Genomic DNA, 25,639 nt, shown 5'->3' on the forward strand with positions numbered 1-25,639 from the left:
GGGCGTGAATGTTTTGGGGCCGCTTCGCAACCCAGCGGGAGCAAGCTCCCTCGCCACAGAATTCTGCGCGCGGCATAAAGTCTATCTCGGCCTTTGCCATTAGTTTAGAAAAATCTGAACTAAGTATTTGCGCGGAGCGATTCTTCCCCGTCACGACATTTCGCAGAATCGGCTCCCAGCGGTGCCCGTGCCTACTGTGAACGGTGTATCGACATAAATAAAACAACGACGATGAGGCCCTACCCGTGGACAAGATTCTTCACCAACCACTGGGCGGCAACGAAATGCCGCGCTTCGGCGGCATCGCCACCATGATGCGACTCCCCCACTTGAATACCGCTGCCGGTCTGGACGCTGCCTTCGTAGGCGTGCCATTGGACATTGGCACTTCCCTGCGCCCTGGCACCCGTTTCGGGCCTCGCGAAATCCGCGCTGAATCGGTCATGATTCGCCCGTACAACATGGCCACTGGCGCAGCACCGTTCGACTCGCTGTCGGTTGCCGACATCGGCGACATCGCGATCAACACCTTCAACTTGCTGGATGCCGTACGGATCATCGAAGAATCCTACGACAACATCCTTGAACACGACGTGATCCCGCTGACCTTGGGCGGTGACCACACCATCACCCTGCCGATCCTGCGCGCTATCCATAAAAAGCACGGCAAGGTCGGCCTGGTGCACATCGACGCCCACGCCGATGTGAACGATCACATGTTCGGCGAGAAAATCGCCCACGGCACCACTTTCCGTCGCGCCGTTGAAGAAGGCCTGCTGGATCCGGACCGTGTTGTGCAGATCGGTCTGCGCGCCCAGGGCTACACCGCTGACGACTTCAACTGGAGCCGCAACCAGGGCTTCCGCGTGGTTCAAGCCGAAGAGTGCTGGCACAAATCCCTGGCGCCGCTGATGGCCGAAGTTCGCGAGAAAGTCGGCGGCGGCCCGGTGTATCTGAGTTTCGACATCGACGGCATCGACCCGGCCTGGGCACCAGGGACCGGCACCCCGGAAATCGGCGGTCTGACGACCATTCAGGCCATCGAGATCGTGCGTGGCTGCCAAGGCCTCGACCTGGTCGGTTGCGATCTGGTAGAAGTCTCGCCCGCTTACGACACCACCGGCAACACCTCGCTGCTGGCCGCCAACCTGCTGTACGAGATGCTCTGCGTACTGCCTGGTGTGGTCCATCGCTGAGGATTGGTGATGAACGAACGTGATCAGGTATTGCAAGCCGCCGCCGATCTGGTGTCTGCCTTCGCTCGTAACGATCGCGAAGCCTACTTCGGTGCCTTCAGCTCTGACGCCAGCTTCGTCTTCTACACCCTCGAACAGCCCCTGCTGTCGCGCGATGCCTATCAGGCATTGTGGGACAGCTGGCGTGCCGAGGATGGTTTCGAGGTGCTGTCGTGCACCTCGAGCAACGCCTTCGTCAGCCTGCAAGGTGATGTGGCGATTTTCATCCATGACGTAGCCACCGAGCTGCGCATGCAAGGGGAGCAACATTTCAGCCAGGAGCGCGAGACAATTGTTTTCAAAAAACAAGCGTCTGGCCAAGAACAACAAGGCCTATGGCTGGCCTGCCACGAACATTTGTCCGCCATGCCGGAAGGGCTGCCCCCCCCTTAGCCAAACAGGCGACGCCTCACACACGATGAGCGCGCCTTTATGATCGGAGCAGATCATGAATAACAAAAACAACGACCAAAGCCTTACGCAAATAGAAACCCACGGGGTCGAACAGATCCCGGATAACGAACGCACCGCAGGCCCGACGGACCTGTTCCGGATGATCTTCGGTGGTTCGAATACCTTTGCTACCGCCGTACTCGGCAGCTTCCCGGTGCTGTTCGGCCTGTCTTTCCAGGCAGGCGTCTGGGCGATTGTGCTGGGCGTGTTGCTGGGTTCGCTGATCCTCGCGCCAATGGGCCTGTTCGGCCCGATCAACGGCACCAACAACGCCGTGTCTTCCGGTGCGCACTTCGGCGTGCACGGGCGGATCGTCGGTTCGTTCCTGTCGCTGTTGACCGCCATCGCCTTCTTCTCGCTTTCGGTGTGGAGTTCGGGCGATGCACTGATCGGTGGCGCCAAACGCCTGATCGGCCTTCCGGAAACCGACCTGACCCTGGGCCTGGCCTACGGTCTGTTCGCGATCCTGGTGCTCACGGTATGCATCTATGGCTTCCGCTTCCTGCTGTGGGTCAACAAGATCGCGGTATGGAGCGCCAGCCTGCTGTTCCTGCTGGGCCTCTTCGCCTTCGCCGGCCCTTTCGATGTGAACTACGCCGGCACCGTCAACATGGGCCAGCCAGGTTTCTGGGCCGCGTTCATCGGTGCGGCACTGGTGGCCATGAGCAACCCGATTTCCTTCGGCGCATTCCTCGGCGACTGGTCGCGCTACATCCCGCGTGAAACGTCCAAGCGCCGGATCATGGCCGCGGTGGTGATCTCGCAGATCGCAACCTTCATCCCGTTCCTGTTCGGCCTGGCCACCGCCACCATCGTAGCGATCAAGGCCCCGGACTACATCGCGGCCAACAACTACGTCGGCGGCCTGCTGGCGGTCTCGCCGAGCTGGTTCTTCCTGCCGGTGTGCCTGATTGCAGTGATCGGCGGCATGTCCACCGGCACCACGTCGCTCTACGGCACCGGGCTGGACATGTCCAGCGTGTTCCCGCGGGTACTGTCACGGGTCAAGGCCACGCTGCTGATCGGTGTGATGTCGATTGCCTTCATCTTCATCGGGCGCTTCGCGGCGAACCTGGTACAGAGCGTGTCGACCTTCGCCGTGCTGATCATCACCTGCACCACCCCGTGGATGGTGATCATGATCATCGGCCTGCTGGTACGCCGCGGTTTCTACTGCCCGGATGACCTGCAAGTGTTTACCCGCGGCGAAAAAGGTGGCCGCTATTGGTTCACCCACGGCTGGAACTGGCGTGGCCTGGGTGCCTGGATCCCGAGCGCGGCCGTCGGCCTGTGCTTCGTGAACCTGCCGGGGCAGTTTGTCGGGCCGCTGGGCGAAATGGCCGGCGGAATCGACATCAGCCTGCCGGTCACCCTGGGCCTGGCGTCGGTGGTGTACCTGACGTTGCTCAGCCTGTTCCCGGAATCACGGGAAGTGTTCGGCCCGCAGGATGCACGCAGCAAGGGTTCGAATTCACTCGGTAAATCGGCGGCTCGACAAGTCGCCTGATCAAACGCATTACCTTCGGCCAACGCATGACCTGTGGGAGCGGGCTTGCCCGCGATGAACGATGACGCGGTCTGTCTGACAGATCGCTGTACTCCCATCGCGGGCAAGCCACGCTCCCACAGGGATTGATGTTCCCGCAGGAATTGATTTTCGCTTCACCATAAAAAAGACAATCGGAGACACGCCATCATGGCATTGGATTTATTCGTCGTACTCATCTACGCCGCCGCGATGCTGCTTCTTGGCTACTACGGCATGCGCAAGGCCAAGACCAACGAAGACTTTTTGGTCGCCGGTCGTAACCTCGGCCCGAGCCTGTACATGGGCACCATGGCGGCTACCGTTCTCGGCGGCGCGTCCACCGTGGGCACCGTGCGTCTGGGTTACGTACATGGCATTTCCGGCTTCTGGCTGTGCGCCGCACTGGGTTGCGGGATCGTCGCGCTGAACCTGTTCCTGGCCAAACCGCTGCTGAAACTGAAGATCTACACCGTTACCCAGGTGCTTGAGAAGCGCTACAACCCGATGGCCCGCTCCGCGAGCGCGGCGATCATGCTGGCGTACGCGCTGATGATCGGCGTGACGTCGATCCTGGCCATCGGCACCGTGCTGCAAGTGCTGTTCGGCCTGCCGTTCTGGGTCTCGGTACTGCTGGGCGGTGGCGTGGTCGTGATCTACTCGGCCATTGGCGGCATGTGGTCCCTGACCCTGACCGACATTGTCCAGTTCGTGATCAAGACCGTCGGCCTGATGTTCATCCTGCTGCCAATCTGCCTGTACCGCGTGGGCGGCTGGGATGAGTTGGTGTTGAAACTGCCGGCGGCAAGCTTCAGCTTCACCACCATCGGCTGGGACACCATCATCACCTACTTCATGATCTACTTCTTCGGCATCCTGATCGGTCAGGACATCTGGCAACGGGTGTTCACCGTCAAGACCGCGAAAGTCGCTCAGGTCGCCGGTACGGCTGCCGGCATCTACTGCATCATCTACGGCCTGGCCTGTGCCCTGATCGGCATGGCGGCTCACGTACTGATCCCGGATCTGGACAACGTCAACAACGCCTTCGCCGCCATCGTCAAACTGTCCCTGCCGGACGGGATCCGTGGCCTGGTGATCGCTGCTGCCCTGGCCGCCATGATGTCCACCGCCAGCGCCGGCCTGCTCGCCGCTGCCACCACCCTGACCGAAGACCTGCTGCCAAAACTGCGCGGCGGCAAGCAGTCGAGCCTGGGCCTGAACCGCTTGGTCACAATGTTGACCGGCATCGTGGTGCTGGGTATCGCCCTGGTGGTCAACGACGTGATCAGTGCGCTGACCCTGGCATACAACCTGCTGGTAGGCGGCATGCTCATCCCGTTGATCGGCGCGATTTTCTGGAAACGCGCAACCACCGCCGGCGCCATCGCCAGCATGGGCCTGGGCTTCGCCACTGCCCTGCTGTTCATGGTCAAGGATGGTCTGGACGCCAACACCCCGATCTACTACAGCCTGGGCGTAGGCCTGGTGAGCTTCGTGGTTGTCAGCCTGATGTCCCGTCGCCCGGTGACACTGGCAAGCGCCGCCTAAGCTGAATATAACGACTTGATGCTTTCTTCGGCGGGTGTGGCGTCGGTTGCCACACCCGTTTTTTTCGTCTGAAGGAAACTGCTTATGAAAATCGTCAGCCGCGATCAGTGGTTCGAAGTCAAACAGCTCAGTGACGGCATTCGCCTGATTCACGAGCCGTACATCCGGCCCTTCTACCGCTGCAACCTCTGGCACATTCAAGGCCGTGACAAGGACCTGCTGCTGGACAGCGGCTCAGGGCTGGTAAGCCTGCGCGAGCAATTGCCGTGGATCACCGAGCGGCCATTGGTGGCGGTGGCCAGTCATTGCCATTTCGATCACATCGCCGGGCATCACGAATTTTCCGAGCGCCTGGTGCATCCCGCCGAAGCGGACATCCTCGCCGCACCGGACGGCGAAAACGACTTGAGCAGGGCGTTCGTCGGTGACGATATGTTCGAGGCGCATCCGGACTGCCCGCTTTGCTACGCCGAGTACAGCGTCAAGGCCGCGCCAGCCACGGGCTTTGTCGAAGATGGAGATGTGCTGGATCTGGGCAATCGGGTGTTGCAGGTAGTACACACGCCAGGACATTCACCGGGCGGCATCTGCCTGTACGAAGCGGAAACCGAGACCCTGTTCAGCGGCGATATCATCTACGACGGACCGTTGATCGAAGACGCCTACCATTCCAACCTCGATGACTACGCGCGCAGTCTGCAACGCTTGCACGCCCTGCCGATCCGCACGGTGCATGGCGGCCATTTCGACAGTTTCTCCGGAGAGCATTTGCGTCACATGATTGACGAGTGGCAACGCTGCCACGACTGAAGCCTGCTGTACTCATTTTCAGGATATTCAACGCAGGGAAAACAACGATTACGCCCTCGAAGAACCATCATGAAAAAAGCTGCCGTTCGTGCCGCGGTGCATCACTTCATCAGCCGACTGCTGGAGAGTCAGGATGACTTCGACGACAACGCCAGCCTGGCGCAGTTGGGATTGGATAAAACGGATATCGAAGAGTTGATCTTCCATCTGGAAGACGAGTTCGGCTTGACGGCGTTTACCGCCGAGGAGGACCAACTGCTCAAGACGGCCAGGACGGCCAGAGACTTGAGTCGGTTTTTGCTGGAAATTGGCAGACATTAACAATCATGATTGCCGGTTGAAACAATCCATACGCGCCCCTGCAGGAGCAAGGTTGCTCGCGAGAACTTCCAGGCGACGCGTACTTCAAGACAATCAGCGTGATCGTTAACGTCCATCGCGAGCGGGCTCGCGCCTACAGGATTACCGGCGACGCGGTTGGCGTCGGCGTTGTTCGTCGTCCGTGCGAATTGGCACAGGTTGCAGAGGCGGTTCGATCAAACCGAGTGCGACACCCAGGTCATGCAGCCAGTTCTGAATTTTCTCTTTCATGATGCCCCCTTCAGGGTAGTGCCGAGCGGCCGGAATTCTGTAGCCCCTTCGCACTGATAATAGTCTGAAGTGCTGTGCAATGCTCAATCAAATTGGCAATGATCTGTTACTGAATCGATCACAATTGACCAATGTCAACTCAGGCAATCGCACGCGCCTGAATCTGCGCCGACGGATAGACCGCCTGTTGCTGCTCGATCCACGCATTCAGGTTGGCCCCGACCATGCCCTTGCGCCACATCAGCCACGTGGTCGCCGTGGCAAAAGGCTCGGCCAGCGGGTGTACCGCCACGCTTTCACGGCCCGGCAGACTGGCGAGCATCGACTCCGACATCAGCGCCACCCCGGAACCGGCAATCACGCACGCAAGCATCCCCGGATAGGACTCGATCTCCATGGCCCGCCCCATCGCTGCGTGATCATGGGAAAACCACGACTCCAGGCGCATCCGGTAAGAGCAGCCCTGACGAAAGGTGAACACCGAACGCCCTTCCACATCCCGCGCGCTGAGCACCGGTGGGTGGTCGGCTTCGCTGACCAGTACCAGTTTCTCTTCGCACAACAGCACACCGTCCAATCCCGCCAGCTCCGGCGGCCCGTCCACCAGCGCCGCATCGAGCCGGCCGGTCAGCAAGCCCTCAAGCAATTCGCCACTGGGCCCGGATTGCACCTGAAGGTTCACCGCCGGGTAGGTTCGGTGATAACGCGCCAAGAGCGCCGGAAGGTGAATCGCAGCAGTGCTGTACATGGTGCCGAGCACGAAGTCGCCGGCCGGTTGCCCCCCCTGTACGGCGGCATGAGCCTCATCGTGCAAGGCAAACAACTTGGTGGTGTAGTCCAGCAGGACTTTTCCCGCGGGCGATAGCTGCAAACGCTGACGCTCGCGCAGGAACAGTTCGACCCCCAGTTGCTCTTCCAGCTGTTTAAGCCGGGTCGACAGGTTGGACGGCACCCGGTGCAGGCGTTCAGCAGCACGGGTGATGGACTCTTCCTCCGCCACAGCCTGGAAAATTCGCAATTGACTGAATTCCACGCCATTCTCCTAAAAAGAACAAGTTACTCACTATTATTCATTTTTAAAGAAAGTCAATCAGTCCTAGCCTGACGGTCATTGATCTTCTGGTGGAACTCCGACCATGTCTCCCTTGATCCGCTTGCTTGCCTGTTTTGTCGCCTTGATGATGGCCATGGGCATCGGCCGTTTTGCCCTGACGCCGCAACTGCCGCATCTGCTCAGCGAAGGCCAGATCGACCTGACCGACGCCGGACTGATTGCCGCTGCCAATTATCTGGGCTATTTCGTCGGTGCCGTGGACGCGATGTTCTCTCGTCGTCCCGAGCAAGTGCGCCGCCGCCTGCTGGGCGGTCTGTGGCTGTGTGTGCTGCTGACCCTGGCGTCGTTCTGGGCCAACGGGTTCTGGTCGCATCTGTTGCTGCGCTTTGGCACCGGCGTGGCCAGCGCCTGGGTATTGGTGATGATTACTGCGCTGAGTCAGCCACTGGCGGCTGCCGTCGGGCGCCCGCGGCTCGGCGCCGTGGTATTTGCCGGACCGGGCCTGGGAATTTTTCTGACCGGGGTGCTGGCCTTGGTCGCGAACCTCTTGGGCCAGACGTCCGCCACGTTGTGGCTGGTGTATGCCGCCGTCGCCCTGCTGATGTTGTTGGGGGTTCTGCGATTTCTGCCCCGGCCCACCGCGATCGCACCTGCCGCTGCCAGCGTCGCAAGCTCATCCCATCGAGGCATCGGCCGTTTGGGCGTGGTCTATGGGTTGTACGGTTTGGGCTACATCATCCCGGCCACTTTTCTGTCGCAAATGGCCAACGCGCAGTTCCACGGGCATTGGCAGGCCGATCTGTTCTGGCCGTGCTTCGGCCTGGCAGCGACGATTGGCGTGGTGTTGGTGAGTCTGCGTCGACAAGCGGCCAATACCACGCGTCAATGGCTGACGCTGACCTTATGGATGCAATCCGCTGGGGTCTTCGCTTGCCTGCTGGGCAATGGTCCGGGGCTCGTGCTGGGAGTGATCTTGTGTGGCACACCATTCCTGGCCTGCATGCAGTTGGTGATGCAACGTTCACGGGAGCTGGCGCCCCACGCCAGCCAACGCAACGCCGGGCTGCTGACCGCCTGCTTTGCCGTGGGCCAGCTCAGCGGGCCGTTGCTGGCAGCATTGAGCAGCCATTTCAGCGGTGGCTTGCAACCCGCGCTGGTGATCGCCGGCAGCGGTTTGCTGCTGGCCGGCGGATTGCTCTTGAGTCCGGTCAACGCTGCCCGAGCGCTTTGCGCAAACGGCGACGCACCCACTGCTCAGCGCTGACAAACGTGATGCCCAGCAGCACCAGAACCGCGCCGATCACGAAGTTGAGGCTCAGTTTTTCTCCCAGCAGCACCACGCCGAACGTGACGCCGAACAACGGCGTCATGAACGAAAAGACCGCCAGGTTCGCCGCCAGATACCGGCGCAACAGCCAGAACCAGGTCAGATAGCTGAAGAACGACACCACCAGGCCTTGAAACAACACGCTGGCCACCGCCACGGTGGTCAAGCTGACGTGGGTGATCTGACCGCTGAGGAGCGCGATCAACAGCAGCCCGACGAAGCCGACGATCAACTGATAAAACAAGGTCAGGGTCACCGGCGCTTCCGACAATCGCGAAGCACGCACCACCACCGTGGTGGCCCCCCAGGCGGCACCGGCCAATACCCCCAGCGCATCGCCCATCAGCATGCGGTGATCAAGGTTGGCCCAAGACACGCCACCGGCAAACGCAACGGCAATGCCGACGAAGGCGAGGAAGATTCCCAACCATTGCACCGGCCTCAAGCGCTCGCTCGGCAACAACCAATGCACACCCAACGCGGTAAAAATCGGCGCGGTATAGAGGAACACCGACATATGGGCCGCCGTGGTCAGTTGCAGGCCTTCGGAGATGAAGAAAAACTCCAGGCCAAACAGAGCCCCGGCCAACAAGCCGCCGCGCCAGGTGGTGCCGACTTGATCCCAGCCGCCCTTCCAGCAGATCAACAACCCGACGAGCAACGCGGACATGCCCGAACGCCCCGCTGCCTGCATGACCGGTGCGATGTCAGGTGCCGCCCACTTGATCATCACCTGTTGAACGCCCCAGATCAGGCACAACCCCAGCATCACTTGCAGGGCAAATCCATCGGCGCTACGCCGGGCGACGCTCACCGCAAGACCTCAAGAACAACACACAACATGGCAGTGACTCGACAGTAAAAGCAAAGCCCCGAGCGGCTTGTCGAACAAGCGGCGTCGGGGCGAAAAATTATGCTGTCGATTATTAACCAGACGGCCAGAAATTTCCGCCTGATAGAGACCTTTAAATTCCCGCTTGCGTCATGCCGCCGTGACCAGCGGGAGAGATCGCTGCACCTGCTCACGCTTGGCCAACACGAAGAACAGTGCGCCACCGAGGAAACAACCGGTGAACCAGGCAAAGTTGGCCATCGGTTGCAGGAACGGGGTGAAAGTGATCGCCACGCCCATCAACGTCGCCGGAATCAGTGCCTTGACCGCCGTCCAGTTAACCCCGCCGCTGTAGTAATAGCGCCCGGTCGGGCCATCGTTGAACAGCGCATCAACGTCGATCTGCTGTTTTTTGATCAGGTAGAAATCCACCAGCAGAATCCCGAACAACGGGCCAATGAACGCCGCCAGCACATCGAGGGTGTAGTGAATCACTTCGGGGTTATTGAACAAATTCCACGGGGTGATGAAGATCGACGCCACGGCCGCGATCATGCCGCCGGCACGCCAACTGATTTTACTCGGGGCGATGTTGGCGAAATCGAATGCCGGGGACACGAAGTTGGCGACGATGTTGATGCCGACGGTGGCGGTGACGAAGGCAAACGCGCCGAGCAGCACGGCCACGCTGTTGTCGATCCGCGCCACGGTGGCAATCGGGTCGTGAAGCATTTCACCGAAGACAGGCAAGGTGCCGGAGACAATCACCACGGTCACCAGGGAGAACGCCAGAAAATTCACTGGCAGTCCCCAGAAATTTCCGCGACGCACGTCCTGCATACTCCGGCAGTAGCGACTGAAATCGCCGAAATTCAAGGTCGGCCCGGAAAAGTACGACACCACCAGGGCCATGGCCACGATCACTTGTCCGAACGCTTCCCAACCCGACAGGGACTTTTCCGCGAGGGTGAAACTGATGTTGCTCCAACCGGCCTGCCAGACAATCCACCCGGCGAGCATGAACATCACGCCGTACACCACCGGGCCAGCCCAATCGATAAAACGGCGGATCGACTCCATGCCTGCCCAGAACACTAACGCCTGAACGAACCACAGGCTGAGGAAACCGAACCAGCCGAGGTAGGACAAACCGGCAAAATGTGGTTCTGCGTAGGTCGCCATCGAAGGAAAGAAGCGCAACACCACAATGATCAACGCGCTGGACGCGAGGTACGTCTGAATCCCGTACCAGGCCACCGCGATCAACCCGCGAATGACCGCCGGAATGTTCGCCCCGAACACCCCGAACGCCAACCGGCAAATCACCGGATACGGCACTGCCGCTTGCTGACTCGGCCTGGCCACCAGGTTGGCGATCAACTGCACAATGCAAATTCCGCCCAGCAAGGCAATTAACACCTGCCAACTGGCCAGCCCCAGCGCGAACAGGCTGGCGGCGAATACATAACCGCCGACGCTGTGCACATCACTCATCCAGAAGGCGAAAATGTTGTACCAATTCCATTTCTGCGGCAGCGGTCCCAGGTCCTGGTTGTACAAGCGCGGGCTGTAGCCGTTGGGCATTTGCTCGGTCATTGCGAAGCTCCTCGTAAACACTCCCGACGTGATGCCAACATCACACTGCGTACGGGAGCTGTCATTGTTTGTATACGAGTTGCTACGCAGAATGCGTGCCATAAATGATAAAGGTGTGACGAATCGCGGTTCTAGCGGTGTTTTATGCAGGCGGATAAACGGCATTTTTTGCTCAGAGATGCCCATGAACAGGGCACTGCCGCCTGCAAACGGTGCACATGTCATGTATACAGAGAGGAATAGCCGACTGCTGCTCAGTCAATCGTGAACGGGCCAATTCCCACTCTTGGACTGTTGCGCAGGCTCAAAGGGGGGAGCGAACTTGCTCTCGATAACATTCGTCCAGCCAACACCGTTCATGATTTGCTTGCAGCCAGCGCATTCGCCACACGAAAACCCACAATGCAGGCAACGGCACTTGCCACCGCGCCCCACGCCATGTCCATCAATGCCAACCGCGCCGACCACCCTTGCAGGGTTGCCCAGTTGGACAAGTCATAGGTGCCGTACGCCACCGCGCCCAACAATGCCCCCAGACGTGCGGCGTGTGTCCAGCTCCGCGCCGGCAACACCACAAACACCACACAACCGATGACATAAAGGAGGTAAAACACAGCGGCTGGGACCCACCGCGGTTGCTCGAGCATCAACGAACCGAGCAGTTCCCGATAGGTCGACGCCATAAGGACGCCCAGCCAGAGGCCATCGAGTACGAGAAATGCCGCCAGGGTGGCGACATAGGCTATGAGAGTTTTTTTCATCATCCGGCCCTTGCAGGAGCCGCCGCAGGTTCGGGCGTCTTCTGCATAGGGCCGCAAAGCGCTCAGCTTAGTTCAATACGATCGGCATGAATGACAATCTGGCCATTCTTGTACAACGCACCGATGGCTTTCTTGAAGTTGCCTTTGCTGACACCAAACATACTGCTGATCAGCGTGGGGTCGCTCTTGTCGTTGACCGCCAGGGTGCCATTATTCTCGCGCAACTTGGCGAGGATCTTCGAGTTCAGACTGCTGGCTGCTTCCTGGCCAACCGGTTGCAGGCTCAGGCTGATCTTGCCGTCGGCGCGAACTTCCTTGATGAACCCCTTCTCTTCTTTACCGGCGCGCATGAACTTGAAGATTTCGTTTTTGTGGATCAGGCCCCAGTGTTTGTTGTTGATGATCGCCTTGAACCCCATGTCGGTGGCTTCGGCAACCAGCAAATCCACTTCCTGGCCTGCGGTGTAGTTGGCCGGCGTCTTGTCCAGGTAACGGTCCAGGCGCGCCGTCGCGGTGATGCGGCGGGTGTGCTTATCCAGATAAACATGCACCACGACGTATTCGCCCGCCGTCATCTGCCGCTTTTCTTCGGAATACGGCAGCAACAGATCCTTCGGCAGCCCCCAATCCAGGAACACACCGATACTGTTAACTTCAACAACTTTCAAACTGGCGAATTCACCGACCTGAACTTTCGGTTTCTCCGTAGTTGCAATGAGTTTGTCATCGCTGTCCAGATAAACAAAAACATTGAGCCAGTCTTCATCTTCGCTGGGAATATCTTTTGGAATATAACGATTCGGCAGAAGGATTTCGCCATCCGCACCACCGTCCAGATATAAACCGAAGTTAGTGTGTTTAACCACTTGCAAACTGTTGTAACGCCCGACTAAAGCCATGTTCAATACCCTCATTGCGTGGGCGCATTCTACCCGGTTTTACCGGGCGCGTTCGGTGTCCGGCCCGATGACGCAGGAAAATCTCGCTCAAAGCCTTGAATTTCATGGGTTCTGGCGCGTGGCGTGGCCGCTCGTCAGTCCATTCTGGGAATTTCAACCCTGGTTACTCAGCGGCAAAACGGCCATTCCCACACCCTTGTTCTTATTTAAAACAGCAGCTTAGGGGATTCATCAAGAGAATAACTTGCGCTTGACCTCGCGCATGCCCGCTGTGCTTAAAGGGATATTTACCAAGCAAATAGCCGGCCTTTCCTGTACCATACATGGCCAAGTTAATTTTCTACAGGTTAATGGCCGCCATGCGCGTAAAAGCATCCAACAGCAAAGCAAAGCCAGCTCCAGCCGTCGAAACCAGCGAATCGATCAACAACCAGATTGCTGCGTTCCTCAAATCCGGTGGTGAAATCCAGCAAATTGCCAAAGGCGTCAGCGGCCAGACGTTCGGCCCGTCCAAGCAGATCACCTTGGGCAAGAAGTAATACCGGTAATACACCCGTCCTGAGGCGCTTTGAGCTTCGAAGCGCCTGGACTGGCACCCTCGCCACACCTCTTCTGTTTAATTAATCCGCAAAAATCGACGAACGGCCATCGACCACGATGAATCGCCGGTATCCTTGCACGCGTCTAGATCAAGCGTTTCAGCGGGCCCGACGCCCTGCGCTCGCTGTTCATGGAGTGACGCATGCTCAAGTCCACCTGTTTATTGCTTGCTGGCCTGCTGGCCGGCTCATCGGCGCACGCGCAAATTTTCCAGCGCGAGCTCGGCGACTTCGACCTCAAACTCGGTACCACCCCCAGCCGCAGCATGGCCCAGGGGCTGGTCAAGCCTTCGGCGGTCGGCTCCTTTCACGGTGGCCTCGACCTCAGCCACGACAGTGGCCTGTATTTCGGCCAGTACGCACCGAGCATGGGCATCTCGTCGGGCAAGAACCTCGAAATCGATTCCTACATCGGTTTTAAACAACCCTTCGACCAAACGCTCGGCTACGAAGTCGGGATGATCCACTACAGCTATCCCAAGGTGGACACCCTCGACAGCCAGGAACTGTTCGGCGGCCTGACCCTGCTCAGCAGCCGCTTCGGCGTGGCTTTCAGCAACGATCCGGACAAACAGAACAACACGCTATTCGCCGACCTTGGCGGCAATCAGCCGTTCGGCATCGGGATCAGCATGAAATACACCACCCATCAGCTGAACTCGCCGGTTTCGGTGGGCGGTGGTTACGTCAGCAGTTTCACCGATTGGTCGGTGAAGTTTTCACGCCCGTTCATGGGCATCGACCTTGACCTGATCTACAGCAACTCCAACCTCAGCGGCAGCGAGTGCTCGGCGTATTCCGGGCACAACAGCCAGTGTGATGGCCTGGTGACGCTCAAGGCCGAGCGCGCATTCTATTGATTGGCTGAACTGCCCGGCTCATCCTGCGTTCACATGAGAATAAGACGCGCCCGGCCTCGCAAGGATTCGCCCATGTCTCGCTGGTTCAAGCACATCGCCACCCTGCTGATCTTCACCCTCGCTCTCGGCGCCTGCAGCCGCGTCGGCCTGGCCTATCGCAACCTCGACGTGATCATTCCGTGGACGCTCAGCGACTACCTGGACATGAACGGCGAGCAAAAGGACTGGTTCAACGAGCGCCTCAAGAAACACCTGAACTGGCACTGCACCACACAATTGCCGGGTTACCTCGAATGGCTGGATCGCTTGCAGAGCATGGTCGAAACCAATCAGGTGACCGACGCGGCGCTGCAAGCGCGAACCACGGAAGCCAAAATGGCTATCGCTGAAACCGCGCGCCAGATCACGCCTTCGGCCATCGAGTTGCTGCAGGGACTGGATGACAAGCAAGTCGCCGAGATGAACGACGCTTTTGCCAAAGATCTGCGCAAACGTGAAAAGGAATACGTTAAACCGCCGCTGGCTCAGCAAATTGCCGAACGCGGTGCGCGCATGGACAAGCGCCTGACCGATTGGCTCGGCCCGTTGAGCGTCAGCCAGGAACAGCGGGTGATGGCCTGGTCGACCGCGCTGGGCGACCAAAACACCCAATGGATCGCCAACCGCGCGCACTGGCAGAAACAGTTCAGTGAGGCCGTGGCGCAACGTCAGAGCCCACAATTCCCACAACAAATCGAGACGCTACTGGTCGATCGAGAACGTTTGTGGACACCGCAATACCGCCAGGCCTTCGCCAACACCGAAGCCCAGGCGCGCTCGCTATTTGTGGATTTGATGGCAGAGAGCACACGGGAACAACGTCAGCGTTTGCTGAAGAAAATTGAGGGTGTGCGCAAGGATTTCAGCGATTTGAAATGCTTGAAAGCGGCGAAGCAGGGGTAGATGGATCGCAGCCTTGGGCAGAGCCGACAAACGGCTGCGATCTTTTGTTTCAGGCAATCTGCGCCTTCGCCGCCAGCGCATCAAACGTCTCCTCAGCCAGCGCATCCTCCTGTTCATCCAAGACCTGACGTGGATGCTCGTTGCCCGGAATGCTGCTGTCGATCAGGCTCAACAGGCTTGAGCCACGAGGCGTCAAAATGTAATTGGAACCGCTACCGCCTTGCTCATCGGGCCGAGGCTCGATGTAACCCCGCGCCAGCAGCAACTTTTCGTATTCGCCGGCCACCGCTTTCAGGTGATCCAGGTTTTCGGTCTGCTCACCTTCCGCAGCCTTCTGCGCCGCGTACTGCTCGGCATAGGGTCGAGGCGTGAAACTGCTCGCTCCGTTTTGCACCTCGTGCAGCAAACGCTCAATTAAATCCCAGTTATAAGTCGTCATCCTGATTCAACCTCCGGTGCCCGTGAGTGAGTGGGCCTTCATAGGTTGTGACCGGCGTGGACGGCAGCCGTTCAGCCGGGGTTTCGAACAGCAGCGACCGTCGGTATGTCGAATTGAGCAGGGATCAAACGACTAAGCTGTGTCCGTCACCTCCAAGCATCACGCAGGAGAAAAACCCATGAACATTCAGAATCATCCCGTCGTGTCCCGGGAAGAATGGCTGGTCGCCCGCCAACACCATCTGGCCCACGAAAAAGCCTTCACCAGGGAAAGGGACAAACTCAGCGCTGAACGCCGCGCCCTGCCCTGGGTGAAAATCGACAAGGTCTACCGCTTCCAGGGATCAGACGGCGAACTGAAACTGGCTGATCTGTTCGGCGGGCACAGTCAGCTGATCATTTACCACTTCATGTTCGCCGAAGGCTGGGATGAAGGTTGCCCCGGTTGCTCATTTCTCAGCGATCACATCGACGGCGCCAACCAGCACCTGGCCCACCATGACATCGCGCTGGTGGCGGTCTCCCATGCACCCTTCGCCGAGTTCCAGGCATTCAAACGCCGCATGGGCTGGAAATTCGACTGGGTATCGTCGGCCGGCAGCGATTTCAATTATGACTTTGGTGTCAGTGCCCGAGCCGAAGAGGTCGCCGCCGGAACGGCTACGTACAACTACGAAAAAACCGACGGTTGCGAGGAAGAACTCCCCGGGCTCAGTGTTTTTTATCGCAATGAAGCCGGAGAAATTTTCCACACTTACTCCACCTATGCCCGTGGCCTGGACATGCTGGTCGGCGCCTACAACTACCTCGATCTGACGCCCAAGGGCAGGAATGAAGAGGAAGTCATGGAATGGGTGCGGCACCACGACCGGTACGAGGAGGGGGCGAAGTCGAACTGCTGCCACGGAAGTTGACCTGCTGGCACAGAATCGCGGCCATTGCCTGACACTGAACTTTTGCCATGGGGCAGCGCTCAACCGGGTAACCCGCCTTAACCGGAACCGAGACCTGCCGCCATGAAATCACTGCTCACGCTCACCCTCGCCGCCGCTCTGACCTGTGCCCTGCCGGCCTGGGCCTGCACGCCCGAAGAAGCCACCGCCAAACGCGAACAACTGGGACAGGAAGTGGCCAGGCTTACGGAGCAGAACCCGACCAAGGCCAAGGAGATCAATGCCGAGTTGCAGAAGATGGACCTTGGGACGGCATCCAAGGATTTGCCTGACAAGTGCCAGTTGATCGACCAGCGCTTGAAAGAACTGGGCTCGGCGGAGAAAAAAACCGAGGGTTGAAAACAACAGGCAGCTTGGTCGCAACCTCCCCCGATGTGATGTGTCGGGGGTCGACCTGGACCGCAAACCAGTGCCGGTAGCTTACTGTGGTGGCCTTTGTGCCGTACGCTCAACGGCGTTGAGCAACTCGCGGTTGTCCCCGCCTAATGCCAGAGTTGCCTTTGCTGCAGCTTCGAGTAACAAACCGCATGCCGTCACCACCTTCTCGTGGTTGAACCGTTCAGCCGGGCCCGACAGGGTCAACGCACCGGTCAACTCATACGCCGCGTTGAACACCGGCACCGAAACCGCTGCGGTCTCGGCATCGCGCTCACCGAACGACGTGGCCCAGAATTGTTCGCGGACATTGCCCAGCGTCGGGTCGGAGGCGGCGGAAAACGCCCGCAGAACTTTACCCGATGCTCCGACAGTCAACGAAAAACGTGCCCCCTCATGCAGGGCTACCCGCACCGCGCGTTTTGGCTCAACGCGAAACAACACCACCCGGCTATCGTTTTCCCGCACATAGAAAGATGAAGTTTCACCGCTCACTTCAGACAGAGACTCCAACAACGGGTAAATCACATCCCGCAGGCGGAAAGACGTCTGATAGACCTGCGCCAGGCGCAATGGCTCGGGCCCGACAGCGTACTGGCCATCACCGAGGCGCCGGATGAAGCCGGCACGCTCAAGCGAACTCATCAAGCGCAGGATGGTGCTTTTATACAAGCCCGTACGCCGGGCGATTTCCGCCAGTGGCAAGCTGGTGCTGCCGGCATCGAACGCCGAGAGGATCGCAAACGCGCGATCCACGGCAGCTACGCCGCCTTCGGTCGCAGGCGTTGAGGATTCGTCTTCCGATGGAGATTGTTTGCTCATGTTCGCTCGTGACAAAACTACAGGATGGCGCCAGCACCAGGCTGCGCAGCGGCTACCTTAACCGTTGATCGAAGCGGCGGCCACCCTGACTGTACGAGAGAACCGTCACATCGCGGACTTGATGACGCCGGCGCTGTGCAGCGAGCGAATGTTTGCAGGGGTGTAGCCCAACTCGATCAGCAACTCATCGCTATGACTGCCCAATTCCGGCACATTCAAGCGCGTACCGAAACGCTGGCCATCCATTTCAAACGGCAACATCGGAACGCCGACCGACTGGCCATCGGGCAATGTCACTTGAGCCATGCCACCCGACTCATTCAGGTGTTTATCGTCAAACAGGTCCTGCGGTCGCCGTATCGGCGAAAACGGCAGGCCGGCCTTTTCAGCCAGACCCATCACCTGCTCTATGCTCAAGCACGCCAGGCACTCACGGACCTGCGGCAGAATCAGATTGCGCGCGGCCACCCGTTGATTGTTGCTGGCCAGATGCGGGTCGCTGCCGAACGCATCGAAGCCAAACACCTGGCAGAAACTCTTCCATTGACTGTCGCTGACCACGCCCAGGAAAACCTGCTCTTCACCGGCACAACTGAATACGTCATAGATGGCCCACGCCGAGACCCGGCTGGGCATTGGCGCGGCTGGCGCACCGGTGACCACGTTTTGCATCATGTGCTGGGCCATCAGGAACGCCGAGTTCTCGAACAGACCGGTCTGCACGAACTGGCCTTGAGCGCTCTGGTTGCGCTGCAGCAGCGCTGCGAGAATCGAGATCGCGCTGAACATCCCGCCCATGACATCGTTGACCGAGGCGCCAGCGCGTAGCGGCTGTCCGACCGGCCCGGTCATGTAAGCCAGCCCGGTCATCATCTGCACGACCTCGTCGAGCGCCGTACGATGTTCATAAGGACCTGGCAGGAAACCTTTCATCGAGCTGTAGATAATGTCGGGTTTGATCGCCTTCACGTCGTCATAACCCAGACCGAGGTTGTCCATGGTGCCCGGGCGAAAATTCTCCGTAACCACGTCGGCCGTGGCGATCAGTTTTTTTACCGCCGCGATGCCTTCAGCGGTTTTCAGGTCGACGGCAAAACTTTTCTTGTTACGGTTATAGGTGGTCCAGTAGCCCGCGCCTGAACCCATCAGGCGCCGAGTGTTATCCCCTTGCGGAGCCGGTTCCACCTTGATCACCTCGGCCCCCAGATCCGCCAGCACCAGGCCGCAGGTCGGCCCCATGACCATGTGAACGAACTCGATAACCCGAACACCGGCCAGCGGCAATGGCTTTGGTTGTTGGCTGACACTCATGTTCATACCGCCTTCTTTGCATAGTGAAAATTCTTGCCGACGCCGGCATCCGGGATGAAGCCATAGAGCGGCTCGCCGGGCAGGCCCTGGCGCAACCACTCGCGAGCCGCCACCAGTCGTTCGATGTCGATACCGGTGCGCAGGCCCATGGACTCGAGCAGGTAAACCAGGTCCTCGGTCACGATGTTGCCCGACGCGCCCGGGGCATAGGGGCAACCGCCAATCCCGCCCTGGGATGCATCGATGGTGGTGACGCCCACGTCCAGCGCCGCCAGCACATTGGCCAGGCCCTGACCGCGGGTATTGTGGAAATGCGCGCTGCCGGCAATACCCGGCAGTTCCTGACGCAAACGCTTGAACAACCGCCGGACCTGGGTCGGGTTGGCATAGCCGACGGTATCGGCCAGACCAACTTCGTTGACGCCCATTTCAGCCATGATCGTGGCCATGCGCAGGGTGTCGTCATCCGGTACTTCGCCCTGCAGCGTGCAACCGAATACCGTCGACAATCCGGCCTCGATCTCGATGTGCGGATACTGTTCGTTGCGCAAGGCAACCACGGCACGCACCTCTTGATAGACCTCGACGTGAGTTCTGCGGATGTTGGCCAGGGAATGGGGTTCGCTGACCGAAACCGGCATGGTGATTTTTTGCACACCCGCCTTGAAGGCGGCCTCGGCCCCCTTGAGGTTTGGCACCAGCGCTGTCACGAACAGATTGGGCAACGTCCGAGCGTGGGCCACAACCTGAGCGGCATCAGCCATCTGCGGCAACAGTTTCGGCGACACGAAAGAGCCCACTTCGATCTCCCGCAACCCGGCGTTCGCCAGCGCGGTGATCCATTTCAGTTTCAGTTCGGTCGGCATAGTGGCGGCGACGCTTTGCAACCCGTCACGCGGCCCGACTTCGCTGACCAGAATATCGATTTCGTTCAAATCGCCCATCACCCGCCCTCCTGATACGCCACGAAAGCCCGTGTTTTCGGGACTTCCACCAATGTTCTATCCAACAGAATATCATTCTGTTTTAAGTATCGGCGGAGTTTTGATTGCTTGTCAACGCACGTACAAAAACTTGACAGGGCAAAAATTTGATCGGAAAGTTGTTCCACCAAAGGGAATAGTGTTCTGTCAGACGGAACACTCGAAACAATAAAACGCTCCTGGCGCTCTGCGTCACACCCGGACAAAACCTATAAAAACGAGGGAATCCATGCTGACCTTACTCAGCTATTCGATGATCACCTGCTTCATGTATCTGGTCATGAGCAAACGCCTGTCACCCCTGGTTGCGCTGTTGCTGGTTCCGGTCGCGTTTGCCTGCCTGGCCGGCTATACCACCACCCTCGGGCCGATGATGTTCGACGGCCTGAAGATGCTGGCTCCAACAGGAGTGATGCTGACCTTTGCGATCCTGTACTTCTGCATGATGACCGACGCCGGCCTGTTCAATCCGCTGGTCAAATTGATCCTCAAAGCCGTGAAAGGCGATCCTCAGAAAATCGTGCTGGGCACAGCTTTTCTCGGGATCTGCGTCGGCCTGGACGGCGACGGCGCCACGACTTACATCATCACCTGCGCAGCGTTGCTGCCGCTGTATCGCCGCACCGGCGTGCGCCTGCAAGTCATGGCAACCGTGCTGCTGCTGGCCATCGGCGTGATGAACATACTGCCGTGGGCAGGCCCGTTTTCCCGGGCAGCGAGCGCCATGCACGTCGATATCACCGAGCTGTTCGTGGCCATGCTGCCGCTGATGGCGATCGGGCTGGTCTGGGTCATTTTTGTCGCGTTGTACCTCGGTCGCCTGGAACGCCGCCGGCTGGGTGTGGTGCAACTCAATGGCGATGAAGGCTTGGAACACTTCAGCGAGTTTCGCCTGAACGACTGGCGCTTCCTGTTCAACGCAGCACTGACCATCGCCTTGATTGCACTGATGATGCTCGCCGTGATGCCGCCAGCGGTGTTGTTCATGCTCGCCTTCGGCATTGGCTTGGTCGTGAACTTCCCGAATCTGAAAGAACAGAAAGCCGTTATTGCCCGCCATGCCGACAACGTGATGGCCGTGACCTTGTTGATCTTCGCCGCAGGCATCTTTGTCGGCATCATGAGCGGTACCGGCATGACCAAAGCCATTTCCGAGAGCCTGATTAACGTCATACCGCAATGGGCCGGAAGTTCGATGTCGCTCATCACGGCCTTGATTAGCATGCCCTTCACCTATGTGCTGACCAACGACGCGTTTTACTTCGGAGTGCTGCCGATACTCGCCGAAACCGCCAGCCATTACGGTATCAGTGGCAAGGAAATGGCCATCGTCGGGCTGATCGGCCAACCGGTGCACTTGCTGAGCCCGCTGGTGGCCTCCACGTATTTGCTATGTGGATTGCTGGATCTGGATTACGGCGATAACCAGCGCATGACGCTGAAATGGACAGTAGGAACGGTTGGCGTGATGTTGTTGGCCGCGTTGGCGTTGGGGTCGATTACCGTCACTCGCTGAAGGTTTCTGGACGATTTGCGTGGTGGGATGCGTCAGCGGGGCGCTTTGCAGGCCACCCAGTACCCGAAAAACCCTGAGCAAAAGAGAATATTGACGGACATAAAAAAACCGGACCTGGGTCCGGTTTTTTATGGGCTCACTACGTTGCTTTATTCAGCAGCCGGCGCTTCCGGCTTGCGACGCTTGAGCGGGGCCATGCCATCCTTGCTGACCAGGGAATCGCTCTTCGGCCGGTTGGCGCTCTTGCGCTTGGTCGGGGTCTTGGCGGCGGCTTTTTTCTTGTCGCCCTTGGCGTCGGTCTTTTTCTTCTTCACGCCAACAGCCTTGCCCGAAGCCTTGACCTTCTTCGGTCCGCCGTAAGTGCCTTTGACTTCCTTGATGGTGCGGCGCTCGAAGCTCTGCTTGAGGTAGCGCTCGATGCTCGACATCAGGTTCCAGTCGCCGTGGCAGATCAGCGAGATGGCCAGGCCATCGTTGCCCGCGCGACCGGTACGACCAATACGGTGCACGTATTCGTCACCGCTGCGTGGCATGTCGAAGTTGATCACCAGGTCCAGGCCGTCCACGTCCAGACCGCGAGCGGCGACATCGGTGGCTACGAGGATTTTCACCCCGCCCTGCTTCAGCCGGTCGATCGCCAGTTTGCGATCCTTCTGGTCTTTCTCGCCGTGCAACACGAACGCCTTGTACTCCTGAGCCACCAGGCGGCCATAGATACGGTCAGCCATGGCCCGGGTGTTGGTGAACACGATGGCCTTCTGATAGGTCTCGTTGGCCAGCAGCCAATTGACGATCTGTTCTTTGTGCTGGTTGTGGTCGGCAGTGATGATTTGCTGACGAGTGGTCTCGTTCAGCTGGCTGACCGCATTGAGCTGCAAGTGCTCAGGGTTGTTCAGCACCTTGGCGACCATCTCGCGCAGGCCCGAACCGCCGGTAGTGGCGGAGAACAGCATGGTTTGCTGACGGTTGGTGCACTCGTCCACCAGGCGCTGAACGTCGTCGGCAAAGCCCATGTCGAGCATGCGGTCGGCTTCGTCGAGCACCAGCACTTCGACTTCTTTCAGGTCGAGGTTGCCAGCGTTCAGTTGCTCGATCATCCGGCCCGGCGTGCCGATCAGGATGTCCGGTACCTTGCGCAGCATGGCGGCCTGGACCTTGAAGTCTTCACCGCCAGTGATCAGGCCGGATTTGATGAAGGTGAACTGCGAGAAGCGTTCGACTTCTTTCAAGGTCTGCTGGGCCAGCTCGCGGGTCGGCAGCAGGATCAGCGCCTTGATGCTGACGCGGATCTTGGCCGGACCGATCAGGCGGTTGAGGATCGGCAAAACGAATGCAGCGGTCTTGCCGCTACCGGTTTGCGCTGTCACCCGCAGGTCACGCCCTTGGAGCGCCAGCGGAATGGCCGCTGCTTGCACAGGCGTTGGCTCGACAAATTTCAGCTCGGCCACGGCTTTGAGCAGGCGTTCGTGCAGGGCGAATTGGGAAAACACGGGTGCTACCTCGAAGAAATGCAAAAAAACAGCTGCATAGGGTAACGGTTTCGAGCGCTCAGGCCGAGTTTCTTTATGCAAACGACAGCAAACAGTGGCTTTTTTGTTGCCTGATTTGTCCCCGAGTCTAATTCAAAGCCTCTAACTGGCTGGCATTCTCACCTAAATGGGTGTTCGGGATTCGTTGGCCGCCCGACCTCAAGCGGTGTGATCTGAGATCATTTGGTCAGCAAATGAGTACAAGCGGAAGTGGCGTTCACGACATACAAATGCGAATACGTATCAACGGCAAATAATTTGATATACCATGCGCCGCGAACTATTGGCACGTATGCCGTCCCCTTTGGCTATTTTATCAAGGCTTCCCCGATGCGTCGTACGCTGGTCTCTATCTGTGTCCTTAATGTGTTTTCCGCTCCCTCTTGGGCGCAAGCCACAACCGATACCCCCAGTCTAGAGTTGCAAGCGACCGAAATCGTCGGGTCAGCCGAGTACGAAACGGCTCAAGGGCCAGTGCAGGGTTACCGCGCAACGCGATCTGCCAGCGCGACGCGAACTGACACGTCGATTCATGAAACTCCGCAATCCATCAGCGTGGTGACCAAAGAGGTGGTGGAGGACATTGGGGCTACGCGCCTTCAAGAAGCACTCGACTATGCCGGCGGGGTGGGACGCGCCAACAACTTCGGCGGCCAAGGGCTGACCACTTTCACGGTGCGTGGATTTACCACCGGCGAGTTCTATCGAAACGGCTTTCCGATCAACCGCGGTTATCCGAACATGCCCGATGCCAATACCATCGAGCGGCTCGAAGTGCTACGAGGGCCGGCGACCATGCTCTACGGTCGAGGCGACCCGGGTGGCACGTTCAACGTGGTATCCAAACAGCCTCTGGCCGTGCCCACCGTCACGCTGGGCAGCCAACTCGATGACCAGGGGATGAAGCGCGGCACACTGGACGCCTCCGGTCCGCTGGATGAAGAAGGCCGCCTGGCCTATCGCTTGAACGTGGTGGGTGAGGGCGGCGATACGTTCCGCGATCATGTCGAGAGCGAACGTTACGGCGTGACGCCGGTGCTTTCCTGGCAGGCCACCGATGACACCAAGGTGATTTTCGAGGGCGACTTCATGCGCAACAATCACCCGCTGGATCGCGGTGTGACCCGCTATCCCAACCAGATTGGCACCGCGTCGCGTGATACGTTCTTCGGTGAAAAAGACGTCGGCAAGTTGCACAACGACAACAACATGGCCCAATTGCGTTTCGAGCACTTCCTGAGTGACAACTGGACATTGGGTGGCGGTTTCCAATGGCTCGATGGCACCTTGCAGGGCAATGCCATTGAAGCCAACGGCGTCGCAGCCGACGGGCGCACGCTGGGGCGCAACTTCAACTATCGCAAGCTGGAGTGGACCGACAAGGACATTCAACTGAACCTTACCGGGCATTTCTCCACCGGCGGTTTCGATCACACTTTGTTGACCGGTGTCGAATACGAAGATTACGACTACAAGTCCATCATCCAGCGTTCCAGTGGTGCAGTGGGTGCCTACCCGATTGATCTCTTCAACCCGGTGTACGGCCAGCCTCGTCCGACCCTGACCCGCACGCCGACCCACGATAAGGAAAATCTCAAGACATACGCCGCCTTCGTCCAGGACCAGGTGGCATTGACCGAGCGCTTGAAAGTTTTGGCTGGCGCCCGTTTTGAGCGTTTCGAGCATGACTATGAAACCTTTGTGCCGGGGGCCAGGAGCTGGGAGGCGAGCGACAACGCGGTGACCCCGCGTCTCGGAGTGCTTTATGACCTTACCGATACCGTCGCGGTGTATGCCGATACCGCGCGCTCGTTCAAACCCAATACGGGCGCGAGTCGACAGGGGGGTGGCTTTGAGCCGGAAAAGGGTCAGTCCTATGAGATGGGGATCAAATGGGAGGCGCTGGATCGCCAGTTGAGTGTTGACGCCGCGATCTACCAGATTGAAAAACGAAACGTCCTCACCACCGACCCCCTGGACTCGACGTTCAGCGTGGCGGCTGGCGAAGTCCGCAGCCGGGGCTTTGATTTGGACGTGGCAGGCAATGTAACCCCGGAATGGAGAGTGATTGGCGGCTATGCCTATGTCGACGCCGAAGTCACCCAGGACAATGTGATCCAGTCGGGCACTCGGCTGTTGAACATCCCGAAGAACAGCTTCAGCCTGCTCAACGTGTATGAATTCCAGGATGGCAACCTGAAAGGGCTGGGCTTGGGTGTGGGTAGCAAGTACGTCGACGAACGTGCAGGCCAGACTGCTAACACAGCGTTTTCGATGGGCAGTTACACCGTCGTCGATTTGCTCAGCTTTTATAAGATCAACGACAAGGTCAGGCTTAATCTCGATGTGAAGAACGTGTTCGACCGGGACTATGAAGAAGGCGCCTTCGGTAATGTCTACGCTTACCCGGGTGAACCGAGAACCGTTCAAGTCGGTATTTCGTACACCCTGTAGTCGATCCGGAAGATGGGGGTTAGAGCTTGACGGCCCTTCCAGCGCCTTTCTTGTTGGGTATAACGATACAAGTGTTCCCTCACCCTGAGTGGAAAGTTGACTGCCGAGGCTTAACATCTCAGGCTGGATAACTGTTGTGCCGCCCGTGCAACGCGTGGCGGCCAACATTTTTCCGTCCCGTCCATCAGGACTTCCAGTGTCAATTGAAGTGGAGCAGTAACGT

The 25,639-nt window shown here is 58.8% G+C and carries 26 protein-coding genes; 15 read left to right on the forward strand and 11 right to left on the reverse strand.

From position 1 onward, the window contains the following. Window positions 1-245 precede the first annotated feature (245 nt). The 6 genes from speB to GQ39_RS17695 all read left to right on the forward strand — a co-directional run bounded on the left by speB (window position 246) and on the right by GQ39_RS17695 (window position 5,895). Window positions 246-1,196: an agmatinase gene (speB, locus tag GQ39_RS17670; RefSeq protein WP_047532133.1), complete on the forward strand. Its 951-nt coding sequence runs from the start codon at window positions 246-248 to the stop codon at window positions 1,194-1,196. A gap of 9 nt (window positions 1,197-1,205) precedes the next feature. Continuing rightward, window positions 1,206-1,628 (forward strand): YybH family protein, encoded by a 423-nt coding sequence (locus GQ39_RS17675; RefSeq protein WP_047532135.1) that lies wholly within the window; start codon window positions 1,206-1,208, stop codon window positions 1,626-1,628. A gap of 55 nt (window positions 1,629-1,683) precedes the next feature. Beyond that, complete coding sequence (locus tag GQ39_RS17680; RefSeq protein ID WP_047532137.1) at window positions 1,684-3,195, forward strand: purine-cytosine permease family protein; 1,512 nt, start codon at window positions 1,684-1,686, stop codon at window positions 3,193-3,195. 189 nt (window positions 3,196-3,384) lie between these two features. Then, a complete protein-coding gene (locus GQ39_RS17685) occupies window positions 3,385-4,764 on the forward strand; it encodes a sodium:solute symporter (RefSeq protein ID WP_047532139.1) in 1,380 nt (459 codons plus the stop codon). 84 nt (window positions 4,765-4,848) lie between these two features. After that, entirely contained in the window at window positions 4,849-5,574 is a 726-nt protein-coding gene (locus GQ39_RS17690; protein ID WP_047532141.1) for an MBL fold metallo-hydrolase, read from the forward strand. A 69-nt stretch (window positions 5,575-5,643) separates the two neighbouring features. Beyond that, the gene (locus GQ39_RS17695; RefSeq protein WP_047532144.1) at window positions 5,644-5,895 is read left to right on the forward strand and encodes a phosphopantetheine-containing protein; all 252 of its coding nucleotides are present in this window, start codon (window positions 5,644-5,646) and stop codon (window positions 5,893-5,895) included. Between the two features lie 141 nt (window positions 5,896-6,036). On the opposite strand, the gene GQ39_RS33540 is transcribed toward GQ39_RS17695, so the two are convergent. Together GQ39_RS33540 and ptrR are read right to left on the reverse strand one after the other, a co-directional pair. Then, window positions 6,037-6,165: a PA1414 family protein gene (locus tag GQ39_RS33540; RefSeq protein ID WP_003184145.1), complete on the reverse strand. Its 129-nt coding sequence runs from the start codon at window positions 6,163-6,165 to the stop codon at window positions 6,037-6,039. Window positions 6,166-6,304: 139 nt separating this feature from the next. Next, the gene (gene ptrR, locus GQ39_RS17700; protein WP_047532146.1) at window positions 6,305-7,198 is read right to left on the reverse strand and encodes a putrescine utilization regulator PtrR; all 894 of its coding nucleotides are present in this window, start codon (window positions 7,196-7,198) and stop codon (window positions 6,305-6,307) included. 103 nt (window positions 7,199-7,301) lie between these two features. Between ptrR and GQ39_RS17705 the strand changes: the two genes are divergently transcribed. Continuing rightward, window positions 7,302-8,483 carry an MFS transporter gene (locus GQ39_RS17705; protein ID WP_047532148.1) on the forward strand — a complete coding sequence of 394 codons (1,182 nt, stop codon included), beginning with the start codon at window positions 7,302-7,304 and terminating at the stop codon, window positions 8,481-8,483. On the opposite strand, the gene GQ39_RS17710 is transcribed toward GQ39_RS17705, so the two are convergent. The 4 genes from GQ39_RS17710 to GQ39_RS17725 all read right to left on the reverse strand — a co-directional run bounded on the left by GQ39_RS17710 (window position 8,428) and on the right by GQ39_RS17725 (window position 12,634). Continuing rightward, window positions 8,428-9,360 carry a DMT family transporter gene (locus GQ39_RS17710; RefSeq protein ID WP_047532149.1) on the reverse strand — a complete coding sequence of 311 codons (933 nt, stop codon included), beginning with the start codon at window positions 9,358-9,360 and terminating at the stop codon, window positions 8,428-8,430. The genes GQ39_RS17705 and GQ39_RS17710 overlap by 56 nt on opposite strands. A 168-nt stretch (window positions 9,361-9,528) precedes the next feature. Further along, window positions 9,529-10,974, reverse strand: a complete 1,446-nt coding sequence (locus tag GQ39_RS17715) for an NCS1 family nucleobase:cation symporter-1 (protein ID WP_047532151.1) — start codon at window positions 10,972-10,974, stop codon at window positions 9,529-9,531. Between the two features lie 356 nt (window positions 10,975-11,330). Beyond that, the gene (locus tag GQ39_RS17720) at window positions 11,331-11,735 is read right to left on the reverse strand and encodes a DUF2177 family protein (protein ID WP_047532154.1); all 405 of its coding nucleotides are present in this window, start codon (window positions 11,733-11,735) and stop codon (window positions 11,331-11,333) included. A gap of 62 nt (window positions 11,736-11,797) precedes the next feature. Continuing rightward, window positions 11,798-12,634, reverse strand: a complete 837-nt coding sequence (locus tag GQ39_RS17725; RefSeq protein ID WP_047532155.1) for a CvfB family protein — start codon at window positions 12,632-12,634, stop codon at window positions 11,798-11,800. On the opposite strand from GQ39_RS17725, the gene GQ39_RS32535 reads away from it, so the two are divergent. From GQ39_RS32535 to GQ39_RS17740, 4 genes are all read left to right on the forward strand, one after another. Continuing rightward, complete coding sequence (locus tag GQ39_RS32535; protein WP_139213617.1) at window positions 12,633-12,857, forward strand: hypothetical protein; 225 nt, start codon at window positions 12,633-12,635, stop codon at window positions 12,855-12,857. The genes GQ39_RS17725 and GQ39_RS32535 overlap by 2 nt on opposite strands. A gap of 127 nt (window positions 12,858-12,984) precedes the next feature. After that, complete coding sequence (locus tag GQ39_RS17730; RefSeq protein ID WP_017337097.1) at window positions 12,985-13,173, forward strand: hypothetical protein; 189 nt, start codon at window positions 12,985-12,987, stop codon at window positions 13,171-13,173. Between the two features lie 203 nt (window positions 13,174-13,376). Beyond that, entirely contained in the window at window positions 13,377-14,093 is a 717-nt protein-coding gene (locus GQ39_RS17735) for a TorF family putative porin (RefSeq protein WP_047532156.1), read from the forward strand. Between the two features lie 72 nt (window positions 14,094-14,165). Continuing rightward, the gene (locus tag GQ39_RS17740) at window positions 14,166-15,035 is read left to right on the forward strand and encodes a DUF6279 family lipoprotein (protein WP_047532158.1); all 870 of its coding nucleotides are present in this window, start codon (window positions 14,166-14,168) and stop codon (window positions 15,033-15,035) included. A gap of 49 nt (window positions 15,036-15,084) precedes the next feature. Here the strand turns inward: GQ39_RS17740 and GQ39_RS17745 are convergent, their stop codons facing one another. Next, on the reverse strand, window positions 15,085-15,474 hold the full coding sequence (locus GQ39_RS17745; RefSeq protein ID WP_047532160.1) for a hypothetical protein: 390 nt from the start codon (window positions 15,472-15,474) through the stop codon (window positions 15,085-15,087). A gap of 178 nt (window positions 15,475-15,652) precedes the next feature. On the opposite strand from GQ39_RS17745, the gene GQ39_RS17750 reads away from it, so the two are divergent. After that, a complete protein-coding gene (locus tag GQ39_RS17750; protein WP_047532162.1) occupies window positions 15,653-16,387 on the forward strand; it encodes a DUF899 domain-containing protein in 735 nt (244 codons plus the stop codon). A 102-nt stretch (window positions 16,388-16,489) separates the two neighbouring features. Further along, window positions 16,490-16,765 carry a hypothetical protein gene (locus GQ39_RS17755; RefSeq protein ID WP_047532165.1) on the forward strand — a complete coding sequence of 92 codons (276 nt, stop codon included), beginning with the start codon at window positions 16,490-16,492 and terminating at the stop codon, window positions 16,763-16,765. 81 nt (window positions 16,766-16,846) lie between these two features. On the opposite strand, the gene GQ39_RS17760 is transcribed toward GQ39_RS17755, so the two are convergent. The 3 genes from GQ39_RS17760 to GQ39_RS17770 form a co-directional block, all read right to left on the reverse strand. Then, window positions 16,847-17,623, reverse strand: a complete 777-nt coding sequence (locus GQ39_RS17760; protein ID WP_047532167.1) for an IclR family transcriptional regulator — start codon at window positions 17,621-17,623, stop codon at window positions 16,847-16,849. Window positions 17,624-17,728: 105 nt separating this feature from the next. Next, a complete protein-coding gene (locus GQ39_RS17765) occupies window positions 17,729-18,940 on the reverse strand; it encodes a CaiB/BaiF CoA transferase family protein (RefSeq protein ID WP_177329331.1) in 1,212 nt (403 codons plus the stop codon). Beyond that, on the reverse strand, window positions 18,937-19,878 hold the full coding sequence (locus GQ39_RS17770; RefSeq protein ID WP_047532169.1) for a hydroxymethylglutaryl-CoA lyase: 942 nt from the start codon (window positions 19,876-19,878) through the stop codon (window positions 18,937-18,939). The genes GQ39_RS17765 and GQ39_RS17770 overlap by 4 nt, the downstream gene beginning before the upstream one ends. 268 nt (window positions 19,879-20,146) lie before the next feature. Here GQ39_RS17770 and GQ39_RS17775 point away from each other — a divergent pair, with 268 nt between their 5' ends. Further along, window positions 20,147-21,433: a CitMHS family transporter gene (locus GQ39_RS17775; protein WP_047532171.1), complete on the forward strand. Its 1,287-nt coding sequence runs from the start codon at window positions 20,147-20,149 to the stop codon at window positions 21,431-21,433. Between the two features lie 149 nt (window positions 21,434-21,582). Here GQ39_RS17775 and GQ39_RS17780 read toward each other — a convergent pair whose 3' ends face one another. After that, a complete protein-coding gene (locus GQ39_RS17780) occupies window positions 21,583-22,923 on the reverse strand; it encodes a DEAD/DEAH box helicase (protein ID WP_047532173.1) in 1,341 nt (446 codons plus the stop codon). 369 nt (window positions 22,924-23,292) lie between these two features. Between GQ39_RS17780 and GQ39_RS17785 the strand changes: the two genes are divergently transcribed. Next, window positions 23,293-25,416, forward strand: coding sequence for a TonB-dependent siderophore receptor (locus GQ39_RS17785; RefSeq protein WP_047532175.1), 2,124 nt, complete (start codon window positions 23,293-23,295; stop codon window positions 25,414-25,416). Window positions 25,417-25,639: the final 223 nt, after the last annotated feature.

The organism is Pseudomonas sp. 11/12A, assembly GCF_000800055.1.
Lineage (GTDB): Bacteria > Pseudomonadota > Gammaproteobacteria > Pseudomonadales > Pseudomonadaceae > Aquipseudomonas > Aquipseudomonas mohnii.